This window comes from Hydrogenophaga sp. (genome assembly GCF_036675665.1).
Lineage (GTDB): Bacteria > Pseudomonadota > Gammaproteobacteria > Burkholderiales > Burkholderiaceae_C > Hydrogenophaga.
Genome location: NZ_JAKFEO010000025.1, coordinates 13,464 through 29,935, shown reverse-complemented (window position 1 = coordinate 29,935; position 16,472 = coordinate 13,464). Strand labels below are relative to the sequence as shown.

Here is a 16,472-nt window from a genome sequence, read left to right as displayed (position 1 = left end):
CAGTCATGCAGCCAGCCGAAAGGGCGAACACCGTCCGCCGCCAGCCATTTCTCTGGAAACCGAAGCGGCGTGGCCGTTGGCCCCCTTCCGATCTGCCTGTCTGTGCGCTCGCGCGGGTGCGGCCGTCCGCGCCGGCAGCGATGGCGTTCCCGGCAACGGGCGTCGCGCTGAAGCGATCGAGGGGGAGCCACCGGCACCCTTTACGACCATGCACACACTCCAAGACCCGTTCGCCCGCTCCTGCGGATGCCTCTGCGTTGATCCAGGCGCACCCTCACCCCTGACCCGAGCGATGGCCGCCATGATGCTGTCCGTCCTGCCGACCGTGACGCTGGCCCAGGCCGCCACTTCCGCTGCCGATGCGGCGTCAACGCTGAGCGAGGTCACGGTGACTGCGCCCGCGCAGCCGGAGGATGCGCGTGGCCCGGTGCGCGGCTACGCGGCCAAGCGCAGCGCCACCGCCACCAAGACCGACACGCCGCTGAACGAGACGCCGCAGTCGGTGACCGTCATCACGGCCGACCAGATCCGCGACCAGGGTTCGCCCAACCTGCAGGAAGCGCTGCGCTACGCGGCTGGTGTGCGCAACGAGCTTTACGGCATCGACAACCGCGGCGATTGGTTCTCGCTGCGCGGCAGCGAAGAGTCCACCCTGCTGTACAACGGCCTGCGCGAGCCGCTCACGGGCTACTACGGCACGGTGCGCACCGAGCCCTACAACTTCGAGCGCATCGAAGTGCTGCGCGGCCCCTCGTCCATCATCGCGGGGCAGAACGACCCGGGCGGCGTGGTCAACCTCGTGCCCAAGCGGCCGCTGGCCGAGCCGCTGCGGGAGGTGGGCATCCGCCTGGGCAACGACTCGCTGCGCGAGGTGCATGCCGACCTCGCCGGACCGCTCAACGCCGACGGCTCGCTGCTCTACCGCCTGGTCGCGGTGAAAAAAGACAGCGGCACGCAGGTCCGCTTCGCCGACGAGGAGCGCACCTTCGTCGCGCCCTCGCTCACCTTCAAGCCCAACGCGCGGGACAGCTACACCGTCTACGCCGAGCACCAGAAGGATTACAGCCAGAACACCAACGCCTTCCTGCCATTGGCCGGCACCTTGCTGCCCGCGCCCAACGGCCCGATCCCGCGCGACCTGTTCGCCGGCGAGCCCGACTGGGACACCTACGGCGGCACGCGCAAGCGCGTGGGCTACGCGCTGGACATCGGCCTGGGCGACCAGTGGCGCCTGAGCCACCAACTGCGCCACGACCGCGTGGACGGGCTCATGGAATCGATGTACATGGACTGGTGGTCCGGCTTCCTCGACGCGGGGGGCCACCCCGATGCGAACGGCCAGTACCTCGGGCGCCCCTGGTACATCTATGAGGACGGCTTGCGCCTGACCACCGGCGAGGCGCTGCTCAAGCGCGACTGGGAGCTGGGCGGTGTGACGCACCGCGTGGTGTTCGGCTTCGACGTCACGGACATGAAAACCAGCCTGGCCCAGGCCGACGGCATGGGCACGCCGCTCAACGTGTACGACCCGGTCTACGGTACCTTCCCGCGCCCTTCGCTGGGCAATGCCACGCCGACCGAGACGCACATCAAGCGCCACGGCTGGCTGGTGCAGGATCAGATGAAGTTCAACAACGGCCTGAGCGTGCGCCTGGGCGCACGGCACGACAAGGTGCGCAACACCGTGGTGGGCGGCGAGACCACGCGCGACTCGGCCACCAGCCTCAACCTCGGCGTGGTCTACGAGGTGCTGCCGGGCGTCTCGCCCTACGCGAGCTACTCGGAGTCGTTCAACCCGGTGGCGGGCACCGACGCCTTCGGTCGGGCCTTCAATCCCAAGCGCGGCGAGCAGGTGGAAGTGGGCGTCAAGTGGGAATCGCAGCGCTTGCCGGTGCAGGCCACCGCCTCCGTGTACTCGCTCAAGGAAAAGAACCGCTTGGGCGACGACCCCGACAACATCGGCTTCAGCAAGCAGATCGGCGACTCGCGCGTGAAGGGCGTGGAACTGGAGGGCCAGGCCCGCGTCGGCGCCTGGCAGTTCCTGGCCAGCACCACGTACACCCATGCCCGCGCCAGCGCCACCTCCTGGGGCGGCGCGCTCGATCCGGCCCAGCAACTCGAAGGCATTCCGAAACACATGAGCTCGTTCTGGGCCGTGCACAACTTCCGCGACGTCGGCCTGCCCGGCGTGTCGGCGGGCGCGGGCGCCCGCTACATCGGCCGCATCGGCGACGGCACCGGCAACGTGTTCGTGCCCTCGGTCACGCTGTTCGACGCCATGGCCGCCTGGGAGACCGGCCCCTGGCGCTTCGCCCTCAACGTCAACAACCTGGCCGACGAGGACTACATCGCCGTCTGCCTGGCGCGCGGCGACTGCTGGTTCGGCAGTCGGCGCAAGGTCATCCTGACCGCCGACTACCGCTGGTGATACCCGCATGACCACCGCCACCTCGCCCACCACCGCCCACGTGATCGGCCGCATCGCGGCCAGCCTGCTGGGCGGCTACGCCTTCACCTGGGGCATCGCCACGCTGGGCATCACCAGCCTGGTGGCGCTCGGCGTCGACTACCACGAAGCGCACACCGTGCTGATGCTGCTGGCCTTCCTGGTCTTCCTCGTCGCCTTCCTCTGGGCCTTCGCGGCGCGCAGCCTGGCGCGCGTGTGGCTGGTGCTGGGGCTGGGCGGTGTGGGCATGACCGGGACGGCCTGGCTGCTGCAGCAACAACTCGTTTAGGAGACGCCCATGCTGTCGAACTTCCGCCTCTCCATGACCTGGCTGCACACCTGGTTCGGCCTCGTCCTGGGCTTCGTGCTCGTGGTCGTCTTCTTCTTCGGTTCGCTCTCGGTGTTCGACCGCGAGTTCGACCGCTGGGCCATCCCCGAAACGCGCTTCGAGCCGCAGCCCATGCCCTCGTTCGACCGCGTGCTGCTGCCCATCCTGCAGCGTGTGCGGCCCGACGAAGTGGACTACGCGGCCAACATGCCGCTGCTGCACGACCCGAAGCAAGGCCCGATGACGCCGCGCCTGGAACTGCCGGCCGACGAGTTCTGGGCCTACACCACGCACCGCGACCCGGTGCTGGCCATGGGCGTGGGCTTTCGCGTGCCGCAGCCCAAGGACCCGCTCGGCCACAACCACATCCACGGCGACACCACCATCGACCCGCGCAGCGGCCAGGCCCTGCGCGAAGGGCAGCAGAAGATCGGCAGCGAGTTCTTCTACCCGCTGCACTACAGCCTGCACCTGGAGTGGAAGCTGATCGGCTTCTGGATCGTGGCCCTGGCGGCGCTGACCATGCTCGCCATGCTGGTCACGGGCCTGGTGATGCACCGCAAGGTGCTGGCCGAGCTGTTCACCTTCCGCCCCGGGAAGCACCTGCGCCGCGGCTTGCTGGACCTGCACAACCTCACCGGCGTGGTGGCTCTGCCCTTCCACTTCTTCTTCGCCTTCACGGGCCTGGTCATCTTCGCGCAGTTCTACTACCTGCCGGTGTCGCAGACCGTGCTGCGCCCGCTGGCGCAGGCGCACGAGGTGGCCGAAGCCGCTGCCACCGGCCTGCCACACGCGCGCGCGGGCGTGGCCGCTTCCCTGGCCTCGGTGGACGCCATGATGCTCGAAGCCCAACGCCGCTGGGACGCGCGCGGCATGCCCGGCCAGGTGGGCTTTCTGCAGGTGCACCACGTGGGCGACGCCAACAGCTACGTGAGCATCTACCGCGCCGGCAGCGACCGCGTGGCGCTGGTGGGTCAGGCCGTGCACTTCAAGGGCTCCACCGGCGAGGTGCTGCGCGAGGAGCCGGCGCCCACGGTGCCGCACGGCATCGAGGAATTCCTCACCGGCCTGCACCTGCAGCACTTCGAGCACTGGCTGCTGCGCTGGCTCTATGTGTTCGGCGGGTTGCTGGGCTGCGTCTGCATCGCCACCGGCTTCCTGTTCTTCGTGGAAAAGCGCAAGCGCCAGCACGCGCAGCGGGGCGTGGCGGGCAGCCGCATCGTGGACGCCCTGGCCGTGAGCACCGTCACCGGCATGCTCATCGCCACCGCCGCCATCCTGGTGGCCAACCGGGTGCTGCCCGCCGCTCTGGCCGAGCGGGACGAGTGGGAGCGGCTGGCCTTCTGGGGCGCGTGGCTGATCGCTGCGGCGCATGCGTTCTGGCGCAGCGCCCCTGTGGCGCAGGGCGCGGTCTCACCCGCCTGGCGCGAGCAGTGCCGCGCCTTGTCGGCGCTCGCGCTGCTCGCGGTGCTGTTGAACTGGGCCAGCACAGGGGACCACCTGGGCAAGACCCTGTTCTCCTACTGGCCCGTGGCCGGCGTGGACCTCGCCTTGCTGGTCTCGGCCGGCCTGGCGTGGGGGGCGGCACGCCGCCTCGCCCGCCGCAACGCGCCACAAGCCCTTCCCAGACCCGCGCCCGAGGAGACCGCCCATGTCTGAAGCGGTGCTGCTCGGGCTGGCCGCTCTCGCGGCATGGGTCTCCATGGCCTGGCTGGCGCTGTCGATGGAGGTGCACTGGCAGCAGGTCTGTGGAGCGCCGGTGATGGTGCCTCGGGGACTTCGCCGCAGCCTGCGGCAGGCCGGTGGACTGGGCCTGCTGGTGTCGCTCGCGCTGTGCCTGGCGGCCGACCACCCGTCCATGGCCGCGCTCGTCTGGGTGATGTTCGTCGCCGCTTGCGCCTTCGGGGTCGCCATGCTGCTCACCTGGCGACCGCGCGTGCTGCGCGCGCTGCTGGTCGGTGTCCGTGTGAACGTCTGAACGCTGGTCGAATCAGGCCGGCACGGGCCCCGAGCGGGCGAGTGCCTCGGCGGCCATGGACGCGGCATCGGAGGTGATCACACCGCCGCCCAGGCACACCTCGCCGTCGTACAGCACCGCGCTTTGCCCGGGTGTCACGGCCCACTGGGGGTCGGTGAAATCGAGCGCGAAGCCGGCGTCACCGTCGGCCTCGAAACGGCAGGGCGCATCGGCCTGACGGTAGCGCGTCTTGGCGGCCATGTCGCCGGTGGCCGGCGCGTGGCCCGAGACCCAGCTCGCGTCCTGCGCGCGCAGCCGCGGCGTGAGCAGCCAGGGGTGGTCATGGCCCTGCACCACCCAGAGCGTGTTGGTCTTGATGTCCTTGCGTGCAACGAACCAGGGCGCGTGTTCGTTGCCGCCCTTTTGCGCGCCCTTCTCGCGCACCCCCCCGATGCCCAGGCCCTGGCGCTGCCCCAGGGTGTAGAAGCTCAAACCCACGTGCTGGCCGAGCACGCGGCCTTTGTGGTCCTTGATCGGGCCCGGTTCCTTGGCGATGTAGCGGTTCAGGAAATCGCGGAAGGGCCGCTCGCCGATGAAGCAGATGCCGGTGCTGTCCTTCTTCCTGGCGTTGGGCAGCGCGATCTCGGCCGCGATGCGGCGCACCTCGGTCTTGGGAAGCTCACCCACCGGGAACAGCGTCTTGCTCAGCTGGGTCTGGTTCAGGCGGTGCAGAAAGTAGCTCTGGTCCTTCAGGGGATCGCGCCCCTTGAGCAGCTCGAACGAACCGTTGCGCTCGCGCACCCGGGCGTAGTGGCCGGTGGCGATCTTCTCGGCGCCCAGGCGCATGGCGTGGTCCAGGAAGGCCTTGAACTTGATTTCGGCGTTGCACAGGATGTCGGGGTTCGGCGTGCGCCCGGCCTGGTATTCACGCAGGAACTCGGCGAACACGCGGTCCTTGTACTCGGCGGCGAAGTTCACGTGTTCGATGTCGATGCCCAGCACGTCGGCCACGCTGGCGGCGTCCAGAAAGTCCTGCCGGGTCGAGCAGTACTCACTGTCGTCATCGTCTTCCCAGTTCTTCATGAAGATGCCGATGACCTCATACCCTTGCTGTTTGAGCAGGTACGCGCTCACCGCGGAGTCCACGCCCCCGCTCAACCCGACCACCACCCGCTGTTTGTTTGCCATCGGGGGATTATCCCAGCCGCGCACATGGCCCCGCACGTTGCGGGGCTGTCACCGGACCGTCACCCGTTCGACGTACGCTGATGTCGGCGCGCTTCGTGCTTGCCGTCTTGACAAGCCATGCCGTTGGACCATAGTGGTGCCCGACCTGTCACACCCGGTCCATCCCGTCGTCACGCCGTTTTCATTGTCCTGTCACCTTTGAAAGTGAGTCACCACATGAGCCGACCCCTCCACCGCATGGCCCTGGCCGCCCTGGCGCTGTGCGCCGCCACCGGCGCCATTGCACAAGACAAGACGCTGCGACTGCTCACCTGGGGCGGCTATGCGCCCAAGGAGGTCGTCGAGCAGTTCACCAAGGAAACCGGCATCAAGGTCGAGGTCACGCTCTCGAACAACGAGGAAATGATCTCCAAGCTGCGCGCCACCGCCGGCGCCGGCTTCGATCTGGTGCAACCCAGCCAGGACCGCATCGCCGGCCCGCAGACCGAATTCAAGATCTACAAGCCCATGGACCTGAGCAAGCTCAAGTCCGAGCTGTTCATCCCGTCCATGCTCGACGCCACCAAGAAGAACACCACCGTGGCCGGCAAGGTCTATGGCGTGCCGCACATCTGGGGCACCGACGGACTGGTGGTCAACACCAAGACCTCCAAGGCCACCGATTACGCCGACCTGTGCGCCGCGGAGAACGCCGGCAAGGTCAGCATGCGCCTGAAGCGGCCCACACTGATTGCGATGGCGTTTGCATCCGGCAAAGACCCGTTCAAGCTCTACAACGACCCCAAGGCCTACACCGCCCTGATGGATGACATGGGCAAGAAGCTCGCCGAGTGCAAGAAGAACGTGAAGTTCTACTGGGACGGCAAGGACCAGCTGCTCGCGGGCATCCGCTCGGGTGAACTGACCACCGCCATGATGTGGGACACCGGCGGCTGGGAACTGAACAAGACCAACCCGGACATCAAGTTCATCGCGCCCAAATCCGGTGCGCTGGGCTGGGTCGACACCTTCGCACTGCCCGCCAAGGGCCGCAACGACGAAGCCGCCTACGCCTGGATCAACTTCAACATGCGCCCTGAAGTCGCCGCCAAGGTGGCCAGTGCCGCGGGCAACTTCACCGCCAGCAAGGGCGCCGACCAGCTGGCCGACGCCACACTCAAGAAGCAGTTCGCCGACAGTTTCCCCGACGCCGCGCTGAAGAACATCAAGTGGTACCCACCGGTGCCCGCCGGCATTGAAGACATCGAAGGCCGCGTGCTCGACCGCGTCAAAGCTGCGCAGTAAGCGGTGCCCACACCCGGCGCCGCATCCCCCGGCGACAACGATCTCGACGTCCTGGCCGTCGACAAACGCTATGGCGCGTTTGCGGCGGTGCAGGCCTTGAGCTTCAACGTCCGTCGCGGCTCGTTCTTCTCCATCCTCGGCCCTTCGGGCTGCGGCAAGACCACGCTGCTGCGCATGATCGCGGGCTTCATCGCGCCCGACAGCGGCGACCTGCGCATCAAGGGTGCGTCCATGCTCGGCGTGCCGCCCAACCGGCGGCCGGTGAACATGGTGTTCCAGCATCTGGCCCTGTTCCCCATGATGAGTGTGGGCGAGAACATCGCCTACGGCCTGGAACGCCGCGGCGTCAAAGGCCCGGTCATCAAGGCCAAGGTCACCGACATGCTGCAGCGCGTGGGCCTGCCCGGCAGTGCCGACAAGCGCATCGACCGGCTCTCCGGCGGGCAGAAACAGCGCGTGGCCATCGCCCGCTCGCTGGTGCTGGAGCCCACCCTGCTGCTGCTCGACGAGCCGCTGGGCGCGCTGGACCTCAAGCTGCGGGAGCACATGAAGGTCGAGCTCAAGCAGCTGCAGGCCGAGATCGGCACCACCTTCGTCTACATCACGCACGACCAGTCGGAGGCGCTGGTGATGTCGGACCAGGTGGCGGTGATGAACCAGGGTCGCTTCGAGCAGGTCGGCAGCCCGCAGCAGCTGTACTACGAGCCGGCCACGTCCTTCGTGGCCGGCTTCGTGGGCAACAACAACCGTTTCGAGGGCCACGTGGAGCAGCTCAACGGTGCCCAGGTCCAGCTGCGCACCGGCAGCGGCATGGCCCTGTGGGCGCAGGCCGTGGGCACGGTCACCGTGGGCCAGACCGCGGTGCTCTTCGTGCGACCCGAGGCCATCGAGATCGGGCGCAGCCCGAAAGAGCTGCCCGCCGGCGACCCGGCCTGGAGCGCGGTGGTCGACAGCGTGCTGTTCGACGGCGGCAACTCCACCGTGCAGGTGCGCGAGGCGCGCAGCAACACGCCGCTGCACATCGCCCTGCCCCTCACCGGGCGCCTGGCCGATCTGAAGCCGGGTGAGACGGTGCACTTCGCCTACCAGAGCGCGCAGGCCTGGTGCTTCGCGGCCTGATCACCATGACCCCGGGCACCCACCGCCGTTTCTTTCTGGGCGTGCTGCTCGCGCCGGCGCTGCTGTGGCTGCTGGGCCTGGTGATCCTGCCGCATGTGGAACTGCTGGTGCTCTCGCTGCAGGCGCGCACCGGGCCGGGCGAGTACGGCTTCAGCCTGGATCAGTACCGCACCTTCGTGGACGAGCCGCTCTACTGGAACACCTTCGTGCGCACGGCCACGCTCTCGGTGCTGGCCACGCTGCTCACGCTGCTGCTGGCCTTTCCGGCCGCCTGGTACATCGCCAAGGTGGCGCGCGGCCGTGCCAAGACCGTGCTGCTGGTGCTGTGCCTGCTGCCATTCTGGGTCAGCGAGATGGTGCGCACCCTGGGCTGGCTGATCCTGCTGCGCGAAACCGGGGTGGTCTCCAGCCTGCTGCAGCGTCTGGGCCTGGCCAGCGCGCCGGTGGAGCTGCTCTACCGCGACACCACCATCCTGGTGGGCCTGGTCTACGCCTCGTTGCTCTTCATGGTGATCCCGCTGGTCAACAGCCTGGAGAGCCTGGACGACAGCCTGATCGAGGCCGCCTACGACCTCGGTGGCAGCACCACCAACATCGTGCGCCGCATCGTCATTCCGCACGCGGCGCCGGGCATCGCGGCCGGTTGCATCGTGGTCTTCATGCTGTGCCTGGGCAACTACCTCACGCCCACGCTGCTGGGTGGCAAGAACTCGCTGTGGTTCACCGAGCAGATCTACACGCAGTTCATCACCCGCTTCAACTGGAACCAGGGCGCAGCCTTCGGTTTCCTGCTGCTGTTTCTCTCCACCGTGCTGGTGTGGGCGGGCCTCAAGCTCACCGGCCAGCGCTTTGGCGCGGTGATGAAGACCTGAGGCCATGAAGCCCCCACGTTCACTTCGCACTCTGCCCCCCGAGGGGGCGCTCGGCGTCCTTCGGGCGGCCGTGCGGCCACTGACATGATCCCGAGTCTTCCCCGTTCCCTCACCCAGCGCATCGGCCTCAACACCTTCGTGTTGCTGTTCTTCGTGTTCCTGTTCGTGCCGCTGCTGGTGGTGGCGCTGTTCGCGTTCAACAACGCGCCTTACCCCACACCGCCCTGGATGGGCTTCACGCTCGACTGGTTCGTGGCCGACAACGACAGCCGCACCGGCCTGCTGGCCGACGGCGAGCTGATCCAGAGCCTGGGCACCAGCGCCTGGGTCGCCACCTGGGTCACGGTGCTCTCGGTCGGCGTGGGCACCTGCAACGCCTTCCTGCTGGAGCGTTTCGACTTTCCCGGCAAGAACGCCATCGCCCTGCTGAGCATGCTGCCGCTGGTGATCCCGGGCGTGATCCTGGGCATCTCCATCCTCGCGTTCGCCAGCCGCATCGCCAACTTCGCTGACGAGACCTGGGGCCTGGAGCTGGACTTCCTGCGCCCGGGCCTGCCGCTGGTGATCCTGGGGCAGTTCTGCTACATCGTCACCATCGCCACGCTCACCATCTCGGCCAGCCTGCGCCGCTTCGACCGCACGCTGGAAGAGGCCGCCTACAACCTCGGCGCCAGCCGCGCCGCCGTGCTGTGGACGGTGACCCTGCCCTACCTGCGCCCGAGCATGATCGGCGCGGCCGCCATGGCCTTTCTCATGTCGTTCGAGAACTTCAACACCACGCTGATGTTGGTCGGCTCGGACTCGCCGCTCACCGTGTTGATGTACAGCCGCATGCGCGAAGGCGCCACACCGGTGCTCAACGCGATCAGCCTGTTCCTCATGATCGCCTCGGCCCTGCTGGCGTTGATGCTGTTGTGGCGCAAGCCCGCCACCCCCTGAGCCCGCGGGCTCCCCGCGCGGTGCGTTACCGCTGCTCACATCCGTCACACACGGCTTAAGGCTGGCTTCAAGTTGGGCCGGTGCAATGCCTTCACCCGCACTCCGGCGGGCTTCATTGCACAGGAAATACCCACATGAAATCGCTTGTTCTCTCCGCCCTCCTGCTCGCCGTGGCCGGTACCGCCATGGCCTCCCCCACCTGCACCGCGCCCAAGGACAAATGGCAACCCGAGGCCACCTTCAGGAAGGATCTGGAAGCCCAGGGCTACCAGATCAAGACCTTCAAGGTGAGCAAGGGCCAGTGCTACGAGATCTACGGCACCGACAAGGCGGGCAAGAAGGTCGAGATCTACTTTGATCCGGTGAGCGGCAAGCCGGTCGAGCAGAAGTGACCACCGTCGCATCGAAGCGGGTCTGGGACCCGCTGGTGCGCGTCTTCCACTGGTCGCTGGTGGCTTGCGTGCTGCTCAACCTGTTCGTGGTGGAGGACGGCGAAGCCCTGCACCAGTGGCTGGGCTACGCGGCCGCCGCGCTGGTGGGCGTGCGTGGGGTGTGGGGCTTCATCGGCCCGCGCCACGCGCGCTTTGCCGACTTCTTCCCGACACCGCGCCGCGTGGCCGACCACGTTCGCGCGCTGTTCGGTGGTGAAACCGAACACCACTGGGGCCACAACCCGCTGGGTGGGCTCATGGTGCTCGGCCTCATGGCCGTGGTGCTGGCGCTGGGCCTCACCGGCTGGATGCAGGGCCTTGACGCCTTCTGGGGCGAGGAGTGGCTGCAGGAGCTGCACGAAGGCCTGGGCGAGTGGTTGCTGCCGATGGTCGGCCTGCACGCAGCGGCGGCCATCGTCATGGGCCGCATCGAACGCACGCGGCTCGTCAAGGCCATGGTCACCGGCGTGAAGGAACGCTACTGAATCGGCACCGCATGGCACACTGCGCCGATGCCGATCCCCATCGATCCTGCCGAGGTCGAGTTCACCGCCATCCGCGCCCAGGGCGCGGGTGGGCAGAACGTCAACAAGGTCTCCAATGCGGTGCACCTGCGTTTCGCCGTGCACGCCTCTTCGCTGCCCGAGGCGGTCAAGGAGCGGCTGCTCGCGCTGAGCGACCAGCGCATCACCACCGAGGGCGTGGTGGTCATCAAGGCGCAGACCAGCCGCAGCCTGGAGCAGAACAAGGCCGAAGCGCTGGAGCGCCTGCAGGCGCTGGTGGACAGCGTGGCCACGCTGCCCAAGGCACGCAAGGCCACCAAGCCCACCTTCGGCTCGAAGCAGCGCCGGCTGGAGGGCAAGGCGACGCGCTCCACCGTCAAGCAGCTGCGCGGTCGCGTGCGCGGACTGGACTGAACAAAGCTGCCGCGCGCTTCGCTTAAGGTTTTTTTACGATTCCTTTAAGCGCTATTTAGCAGCGCGCGCCGCGGTGGATTCCTAGACTTGCCTCCATGATTCGTTGCACATGGGGTGCCGCGGTCATCACGAGACAAACCGGGCTCTGCCCGCCCAAGGAACCACCATGCAATCCCACGCACTCGAAATGGCCCACGTGGCCGCCACCGCCCGCATCCACCTCGGCCGATTCAACATGTACGCCGGCATCCACAAAGCCTTGCGCGCCTTGATGGCCGACACCCTGATCACCGTCGGCCGCGCCGACCCCACGGACGCCGCCGATGTGGCCCATGCCGCGACCCGGGTGGGTGAACTCATGGACCTGTGCGCCAGCCACGTCGCCCACGAGAACAACTTCGTGCACCCCGCACTCGAGGCGCGTTGCCCCGGCGTCTGCGGGCCCGTCGCGCAAGACCACGAAGGTCACCTGCATCACATCGCCCACCTGCGTGACGCCGCCCAGGCCCTCGCCGGCCTGGAGGCCGCCGAGTGCGAGGCCGCGCTGCAGGCGCTGTACCTGGCGCTGGCCCTCTTCGTGGCCGACAACTTCCAGCACATGCACGTTGAGGAGACGGCGCACAACACCGCGCTCTGGGCCGCCTACAGCGATGCCGAGCTGATCGGCATCCATGACGCCCTGCTCGCCACCATCCCGCCGGCCGAGATGATGCTGGTGATGCGCTGGATGCTGCCGCAACTGAACGCGCCCGAGCGCCTGGGCGTGATGCAGGGCATGCGCGCGGGCGCGCCCGCGCCGGTGTTCGACGGCATGCTGAGCGCAACGCAAGGACTGCTGAACCAGCGCGACTGGACCAAGCTCGCGCGCGGCCTGGACGTGCCGCCCGTGCCCGGCCTTGTGGTCGGCTAAGTGGCCATCTCTTCGAGCTCGACCGGGCCGTTCGCCTCGAAGCGAAAACAACCGCGCCCGGTCTTCTGGATGCGCAGTTGCGGGCACTGCTCGGCGAGCCGGCGGTGCAGCAGCAGCAAGCGGGCTTCGAGGTTGTCGGCCACATCGGGCAGGCGCAGCGATCGGTCCAGCCGCAGTTCGCGGTTGGTGAACTCGCTGCGGCCCTGCTGACTGTGGCGCAGCAGCGTCCACAGGATGGCGCCCGCCACACCCTTGATGAGGTAAGCGTTGTTGATGAACACGCTGTCGTTGCTGCGGTAGTGCCGCACGCACAAGGCCGGACCCGCCGCGACCGGGAGACCTTTCGCCGTGGCGGCCTGCACCTCGTCCTCGGTGCACGGCGCTTCGGCTTCCTGCATGACGTCGATGACCGCGCCCAGCTGGCCGCCCAGCGCCACCAGCAGATCTTCGTCTTCGTAGCTGAACTGCATGTCCAGCGGACTCTCGACGAACAGCACACCCACCACCCGCCCGGCCGAGCGCAACGGCACCGCCAACTGGCTGTGCGGCTCGGGCAGGCCGGGGTAGGGGATGTCGGTGTTTTGCGGGTGCGCGTCGCCCAGGCTGTTGCGCATGGCGCTGCTGTAGAGGTAGGCGCTGGTCATGTGGGTGATGCGCACCGGCGTGCACTCGCGCGCGGCCACACCGATCACGCCATCACCCAGCGCAATCTCGGAGCCCACGCCCGAGGTCTCGTAGCCACGGCTGGCCACGGTGTAGAGGCGCTGCGTGGAGGCGTCCAGGATCAGCACCATGGCGTGGCGCACGGCCAGGTCTTGCTCCAGCGTATCCAGTGTGGCTTCGAGTGCCGCGCCCAGACTGCGCGCGGCCGAGAGGCGCGCACTGCCGCGGCGCAACACGGCGAGAAAGTTGGGCTTGGGCGGCGGCGGCGGCAAGGCCTCGGACAGCGGCTCCTGCGGCAAGCGCTCGACCTCCATCACCTCGTGGATGTCCGAGCCGCGCAGGCGAAACACGTCGGCCATGCCGGCGTGTGAGGCAATGCCGGCCAGCTGCGCCTTCATGCTCTCGAACACCGGACCGGCATCTTCGGTGCGCAGATAGCGCAGGTGCAATCGGTAGAAAACGGCGTTGTGCGGGTTGAGCACCAGCACGGTCGAGCGCGGGTTGGCCAGCAGGTTCTGCCGGGTCTTGTTGAAGAACTGAAACGACAGCGCCACGTGGCCTTCGTCCACGTAGTGGACCTGCGAGATGTAGGCCACGTTGGGCGTGCCGTCGGCGGCGCAGGTGGCCATGATGGCGGGGATGGCGCCCTCCAGGCAAGGGCGCACCTCACCCAGGTCCACCGCGGGCACCGAGAGGGCGGCCGTCACGGCGTCCCCGCGATGGGCTGGCCCGCCTTCGAGCCGGGTGTCTGGTCGAAGGCCAGCTCAGGTTCGAACTCGATGGCCACCACGTCGTCGAGCCGGTGCGCGAGCATGGCGCGCGCATAGACCGGACCGATGCCGATCAGGGTCAGCTCGCGCTCCATGCCGCGCAGGTAACGCTGCAGCGCCGGCACGTCGTCCTCGCACGCCTCGCGCAGGCGCGCCCCGCGCGTCTTGAGCTGCACGGTCTTGTGGCTGCTGGGCTGGCTGAACACCACCGCCAGACGCCCGCTGCGCGCGACATCGCCCAGCAACTGCGCCGACTGGCTGCGGCACACGTAGATGCAGATGTGGCGGCCCTGCGCCTCGATCCGGCTGCCGACCGCGCGCATCACGCTGGGCGTGAGATCGGGGCCGCAACTGCTGGCGATGACCGAGATGCCCCCGTCCATCATGGTCAGGTGCGCCGGTGTCAACAGGGGTGGGCTGGGTTGTTCCAAGGGGGCCGGCGTCGGTGGACGGGACGCCGCGATCATAGCGAGCGGGTGTCGCCGCGCCAAGCGCCCAGGCGCGCGACACGCGACACGGCCCGCGCAACACCGTTGCTTGCATTTTCGCACGATCGTGCCAAAATGCCGCCCATGGACGCCCGGACCCAGAAAAGTGAAATGACGCGCGCCGCCATCGTGGGCGCGGCGCTGGACCTGGCCGCGTCCGACGGGCTGGAAGCCATCACGCTGCAGGCCGTGGCGGACCGCATCGGCATTTCCAAGAGCGGTGTGTTCTCGCGCGTGGGCTCGCGCGAGGCCTTGCAGAAGGCGGTGATCGAGGAGTTCGGCCGCCGCTTCCTTGCCGACGTGTTCGTGCCGGCCATGCAGGTGCCCAAGGGCCTGCCGCGGCTGAGCGAGATCGTGCGGCGCTGGTTCATCCGCCTGCGCGATGTCGAGGCCCACACCGGCTGCCTCTACACCTCGGGCGCCTTCGAACTCGACGACCGCGAGGGCGAGCTGCGCGAGCTGCTGCTGGGCGAGGTCACGCGCTGGCGCGCCGCGTTGCGCCGCACCGTGCTGCAGGCGGTCGAGCTTGGCCAGCTCCAGCCCGACACCGACCCCGAGCAACTGGTGGGCGAGATCTGCAGCCTGGCGATCGGGCTGGTGCACGACGTGCGCTTTCTGCGCGACCCCCGAGCCACCGAGCGCGCCCAGGCCACCTGGGCGCGGCTGGTCAAGACCTATCAAAGCTGAGTCCTTTTTTGCCCGACCTTTTCCTTGAACCAATTTCGCACAACCGTGCGATTACAGGAGCATCCCATGACCACGAACCCACTTCAGACCGCTTCCGCGTACTACCAGGCCAGCCCCGGCACGCGCTGGCTGCGCTGGGCGCTGGGTTTGTCGGAGCGCGTCTGGCCGGCGCTGGCCGTGCGCGGCGCCTACCGCCTGTTCGGCACGCCGCTGCCACCGAAATGGCTGCACCGCCGGCAGCCCGCACTGGCCACCTGGCAGGCCACACCCTGGCCGTTCGAGCAGGCCAGCCTCACGCTGTACCAGCCACCGCCCGGCCCACCCGGCCCGGTGGTTCTCCTGCTGCACGGCTGGGGCGGCCACGCCGCGCAGATGCTGCCGCTGGCGCAGGCCTTGATGACCCTGGGCCTGCGGCCCCTGCTGGTGGACCTGCCCGCCCATGGCCGCAGCCAGGGCAGCACCAGCAACCTGCCGCAGTTCGCGCGCGCCATCGAGTACGTCACCGCCCGCCTGCAGCAACAAGGCCACGAGGTGCGCGCCGTGGCGGCGCATTCGCTGGCCGCCAACGCGCTGGCCTACGCCGCCGCGCGCGGCCTGCCGGTGGCACGGCTGGCGCTGCTGGCGCCACCGGCCTCGCCCCACGCCTACACGCGCCTGTTCGCCATGGTGTTCGGCCTGAGCGAGGACACGCGCTCGCGCATGCAGCAACGGGTGGAAGCGCGAGAAGGCATTCTGATGCGCCAGTTCGAGCCGGCGGCGGTCGGCCCTCGCGTGGCCCTGCCCACGCTCATCGTGCACGACCGTGAAGACCGCATCAACCGCTTTGCCGATGCCGAGGCCTACCGCGATGCGATCGCCGGTGCGCGCTTGATGGAAACCAGGGGCCTGGGCCACACCCGGCTGCTGCGCGACGAGCAGGTGCTGCAAGCCGTGGCAGCACACCTGCGGGGCTGACTCATTTCATCGCTTCGCTCGGCGCGCGGCTGTGTTCGTTGTTGGTGTCCACCAGCAGGCGCAGCAGCTTCATGAACTGGGCGCGCTGGCGCTCGTTCAGCGGCCCCAGGATCAAATCTTGCGCGCCCAGCATGGCCGGCACCGCCTCGCCCAGCAGTTGCACGCCGGCGTCGGTGAGCGCAAGCTGGCGGGCCCGGCGGTCCTCGGGCGCGGTCTTGCGTTCCAGCCAGCCGCGCGCCTCCAGACGGTCGACCACGCCGCCGGTGGTGGAAGCGTCCAGTGCGATCGCGCGCGCCAGCGTGCGCTGGTCGATGCCCGGGTGGTTGGCCACGGTCTGCAGGGCGGCGTATTGCACCGGGGTGATGCCGATGTCGCCCAGCTCCTGCAGGAAGATGCCCACCGATATCTGGTGCAGCCGGCGGATGTAGTGGCCGGGCTGGTGGTCGATGTCGACGGCGGGTGGGCTGCGTTTCATGGAGAAGAGGCGTCGAGAGCGGGGGGTTGCGGGAATCCTAGCAC

General features: G+C 68.4%; 18 protein-coding genes. 14 read left to right on the top strand and 4 right to left on the bottom strand.

What is annotated here, in order from left to right:
* Nucleotides 1-301: 301 nt before the first annotated feature.
* From V6M63_RS10230 to V6M63_RS10215, 4 genes are read left to right on the top strand one after another with little or no spacing between them, the layout of a single operon-like run.
* The gene (locus V6M63_RS10230) at nt 302-2,428 is read left to right on the top strand and encodes a TonB-dependent siderophore receptor (RefSeq protein ID WP_332741477.1); all 2,127 of its coding nucleotides are present in this window, start codon (nt 302-304) and stop codon (nt 2,426-2,428) included.
* Nucleotides 2,429-2,435: 7 nt separating this feature from the next.
* On the top strand, nt 2,436-2,735 hold the full coding sequence (locus V6M63_RS10225) for an iron uptake protein (protein WP_332741476.1): 300 nt from the start codon (nt 2,436-2,438) through the stop codon (nt 2,733-2,735).
* Between the two features lie 9 nt (nt 2,736-2,744).
* Nucleotides 2,745-4,433, top strand: coding sequence for a PepSY-associated TM helix domain-containing protein (locus V6M63_RS10220; protein WP_332741475.1), 1,689 nt, complete (start codon nt 2,745-2,747; stop codon nt 4,431-4,433).
* A complete protein-coding gene (locus tag V6M63_RS10215; RefSeq protein ID WP_332741474.1) occupies nt 4,426-4,752 on the top strand; it encodes a DUF3325 domain-containing protein in 327 nt (108 codons plus the stop codon). Before V6M63_RS10220 ends, V6M63_RS10215 begins: the two co-directional genes overlap by 8 nt.
* A 12-nt stretch (nt 4,753-4,764) precedes the next feature.
* Here V6M63_RS10215 and mnmA read toward each other — a convergent pair whose 3' ends face one another.
* The gene (gene mnmA / locus V6M63_RS10210) at nt 4,765-5,919 is read right to left on the bottom strand and encodes a tRNA 2-thiouridine(34) synthase MnmA (protein ID WP_332741473.1); all 1,155 of its coding nucleotides are present in this window, start codon (nt 5,917-5,919) and stop codon (nt 4,765-4,767) included.
* 216 nt (nt 5,920-6,135) lie between these two features.
* On the opposite strand from mnmA, the gene V6M63_RS10205 reads away from it, so the two are divergent.
* The 8 genes from V6M63_RS10205 to V6M63_RS10170 all read left to right on the top strand — a co-directional run bounded on the left by V6M63_RS10205 (nt 6,136) and on the right by V6M63_RS10170 (nt 12,391).
* On the top strand, nt 6,136-7,203 hold the full coding sequence (locus V6M63_RS10205) for an extracellular solute-binding protein (RefSeq protein ID WP_332741472.1): 1,068 nt from the start codon (nt 6,136-6,138) through the stop codon (nt 7,201-7,203).
* Between the two features lie 3 nt (nt 7,204-7,206).
* On the top strand, nt 7,207-8,322 hold the full coding sequence (locus tag V6M63_RS10200; protein WP_332741471.1) for an ABC transporter ATP-binding protein: 1,116 nt from the start codon (nt 7,207-7,209) through the stop codon (nt 8,320-8,322).
* Nucleotides 8,323-8,327: 5 nt separating this feature from the next.
* A complete protein-coding gene (locus V6M63_RS10195; RefSeq protein ID WP_332741470.1) occupies nt 8,328-9,194 on the top strand; it encodes an ABC transporter permease in 867 nt (288 codons plus the stop codon).
* 84 nt (nt 9,195-9,278) lie between these two features.
* Nucleotides 9,279-10,133 (top strand): ABC transporter permease, encoded by an 855-nt coding sequence (locus V6M63_RS10190; RefSeq protein WP_332741469.1) that lies wholly within the window; start codon nt 9,279-9,281, stop codon nt 10,131-10,133.
* A 134-nt stretch (nt 10,134-10,267) separates the two neighbouring features.
* Nucleotides 10,268-10,525, top strand: coding sequence for a PepSY domain-containing protein (locus tag V6M63_RS10185; protein WP_332741468.1), 258 nt, complete (start codon nt 10,268-10,270; stop codon nt 10,523-10,525).
* Complete coding sequence (locus tag V6M63_RS10180) at nt 10,522-11,049, top strand: cytochrome b/b6 domain-containing protein (protein WP_332741467.1); 528 nt, start codon at nt 10,522-10,524, stop codon at nt 11,047-11,049. The genes V6M63_RS10185 and V6M63_RS10180 overlap by 4 nt, the downstream gene beginning before the upstream one ends.
* A gap of 27 nt (nt 11,050-11,076) precedes the next feature.
* Entirely contained in the window at nt 11,077-11,481 is a 405-nt protein-coding gene (arfB, locus tag V6M63_RS10175) for an alternative ribosome rescue aminoacyl-tRNA hydrolase ArfB (RefSeq protein ID WP_332741466.1), read from the top strand.
* Nucleotides 11,482-11,647: 166 nt separating this feature from the next.
* Entirely contained in the window at nt 11,648-12,391 is a 744-nt protein-coding gene (locus V6M63_RS10170; protein WP_332741465.1) for a hemerythrin domain-containing protein, read from the top strand.
* Here the strand turns inward: V6M63_RS10170 and V6M63_RS10165 are convergent.
* The gene (locus tag V6M63_RS10165; protein WP_332741464.1) at nt 12,388-13,761 is read right to left on the bottom strand and encodes a GAF domain-containing protein; all 1,374 of its coding nucleotides are present in this window, start codon (nt 13,759-13,761) and stop codon (nt 12,388-12,390) included. The two genes, V6M63_RS10170 and V6M63_RS10165, sit on opposite strands and share 4 nt — an antisense overlap.
* Nucleotides 13,758-14,255 carry a hypothetical protein gene (locus V6M63_RS10160; RefSeq protein WP_332741463.1) on the bottom strand — a complete coding sequence of 166 codons (498 nt, stop codon included), beginning with the start codon at nt 14,253-14,255 and terminating at the stop codon, nt 13,758-13,760. Before V6M63_RS10160 ends, V6M63_RS10165 begins: the two co-directional genes overlap by 4 nt.
* 141 nt (nt 14,256-14,396) lie before the next feature.
* Between V6M63_RS10160 and V6M63_RS10155 the strand changes: the two genes are divergently transcribed.
* Together V6M63_RS10155 and V6M63_RS10150 are read left to right on the top strand one after the other, a co-directional pair.
* On the top strand, nt 14,397-14,999 hold the full coding sequence (locus V6M63_RS10155; RefSeq protein WP_332741462.1) for a TetR/AcrR family transcriptional regulator: 603 nt from the start codon (nt 14,397-14,399) through the stop codon (nt 14,997-14,999).
* Between the two features lie 66 nt (nt 15,000-15,065).
* Nucleotides 15,066-15,953, top strand: a complete 888-nt coding sequence (locus V6M63_RS10150) for an alpha/beta hydrolase (RefSeq protein ID WP_332741461.1) — start codon at nt 15,066-15,068, stop codon at nt 15,951-15,953.
* Nucleotide 15,954: 1 nt separating this feature from the next.
* Here V6M63_RS10150 and V6M63_RS10145 read toward each other — a convergent pair whose 3' ends face one another.
* The gene (locus V6M63_RS10145) at nt 15,955-16,428 is read right to left on the bottom strand and encodes a MarR family winged helix-turn-helix transcriptional regulator (protein ID WP_332741460.1); all 474 of its coding nucleotides are present in this window, start codon (nt 16,426-16,428) and stop codon (nt 15,955-15,957) included.
* Nucleotides 16,429-16,472 lie beyond the last annotated feature (44 nt).

Excerpts from the sequence above, each read along its gene's own strand:
- V6M63_RS10185 (WP_332741468.1), top strand. The coding sequence starts at position 10,268 with ATGAAATCGCTTGTTCTCTCCGCCCTCCTGCTCGCCGTGGCCGGTACC.
- V6M63_RS10225 (WP_332741476.1), top strand. The coding sequence starts at position 2,436 with ATGACCACCGCCACCTCGCCCACCACCGCCCACGTGATCGGCCGCATC.
- V6M63_RS10170 (WP_332741465.1), top strand. The coding sequence starts at position 11,648 with ATGCAATCCCACGCACTCGAAATGGCCCACGTGGCCGCCACCGCCCGC.
- V6M63_RS10205 (WP_332741472.1), top strand. The coding sequence starts at position 6,136 with ATGAGCCGACCCCTCCACCGCATGGCCCTGGCCGCCCTGGCGCTGTGC.
- V6M63_RS10230 (WP_332741477.1), top strand. The coding sequence starts at position 302 with ATGATGCTGTCCGTCCTGCCGACCGTGACGCTGGCCCAGGCCGCCACT.
- V6M63_RS10190 (WP_332741469.1), top strand. The coding sequence starts at position 9,279 with ATGATCCCGAGTCTTCCCCGTTCCCTCACCCAGCGCATCGGCCTCAAC.
- V6M63_RS10215 (WP_332741474.1), top strand. The coding sequence starts at position 4,426 with ATGTCTGAAGCGGTGCTGCTCGGGCTGGCCGCTCTCGCGGCATGGGTC.
- mnmA (WP_332741473.1), bottom strand. The coding sequence starts at position 5,919 with ATGGCAAACAAACAGCGGGTGGTGGTCGGGTTGAGCGGGGGCGTGGAC.
- V6M63_RS10195 (WP_332741470.1), top strand. The coding sequence starts at position 8,328 with ATGACCCCGGGCACCCACCGCCGTTTCTTTCTGGGCGTGCTGCTCGCG.
- V6M63_RS10155 (WP_332741462.1), top strand. The coding sequence starts at position 14,397 with ATGGACGCCCGGACCCAGAAAAGTGAAATGACGCGCGCCGCCATCGTG.
- V6M63_RS10150 (WP_332741461.1), top strand. The coding sequence starts at position 15,066 with ATGACCACGAACCCACTTCAGACCGCTTCCGCGTACTACCAGGCCAGC.
- V6M63_RS10145 (WP_332741460.1), bottom strand. The coding sequence starts at position 16,428 with ATGAAACGCAGCCCACCCGCCGTCGACATCGACCACCAGCCCGGCCAC.
- arfB (WP_332741466.1), top strand. The coding sequence starts at position 11,077 with ATGCCGATCCCCATCGATCCTGCCGAGGTCGAGTTCACCGCCATCCGC.
- V6M63_RS10220 (WP_332741475.1), top strand. The coding sequence starts at position 2,745 with ATGCTGTCGAACTTCCGCCTCTCCATGACCTGGCTGCACACCTGGTTC.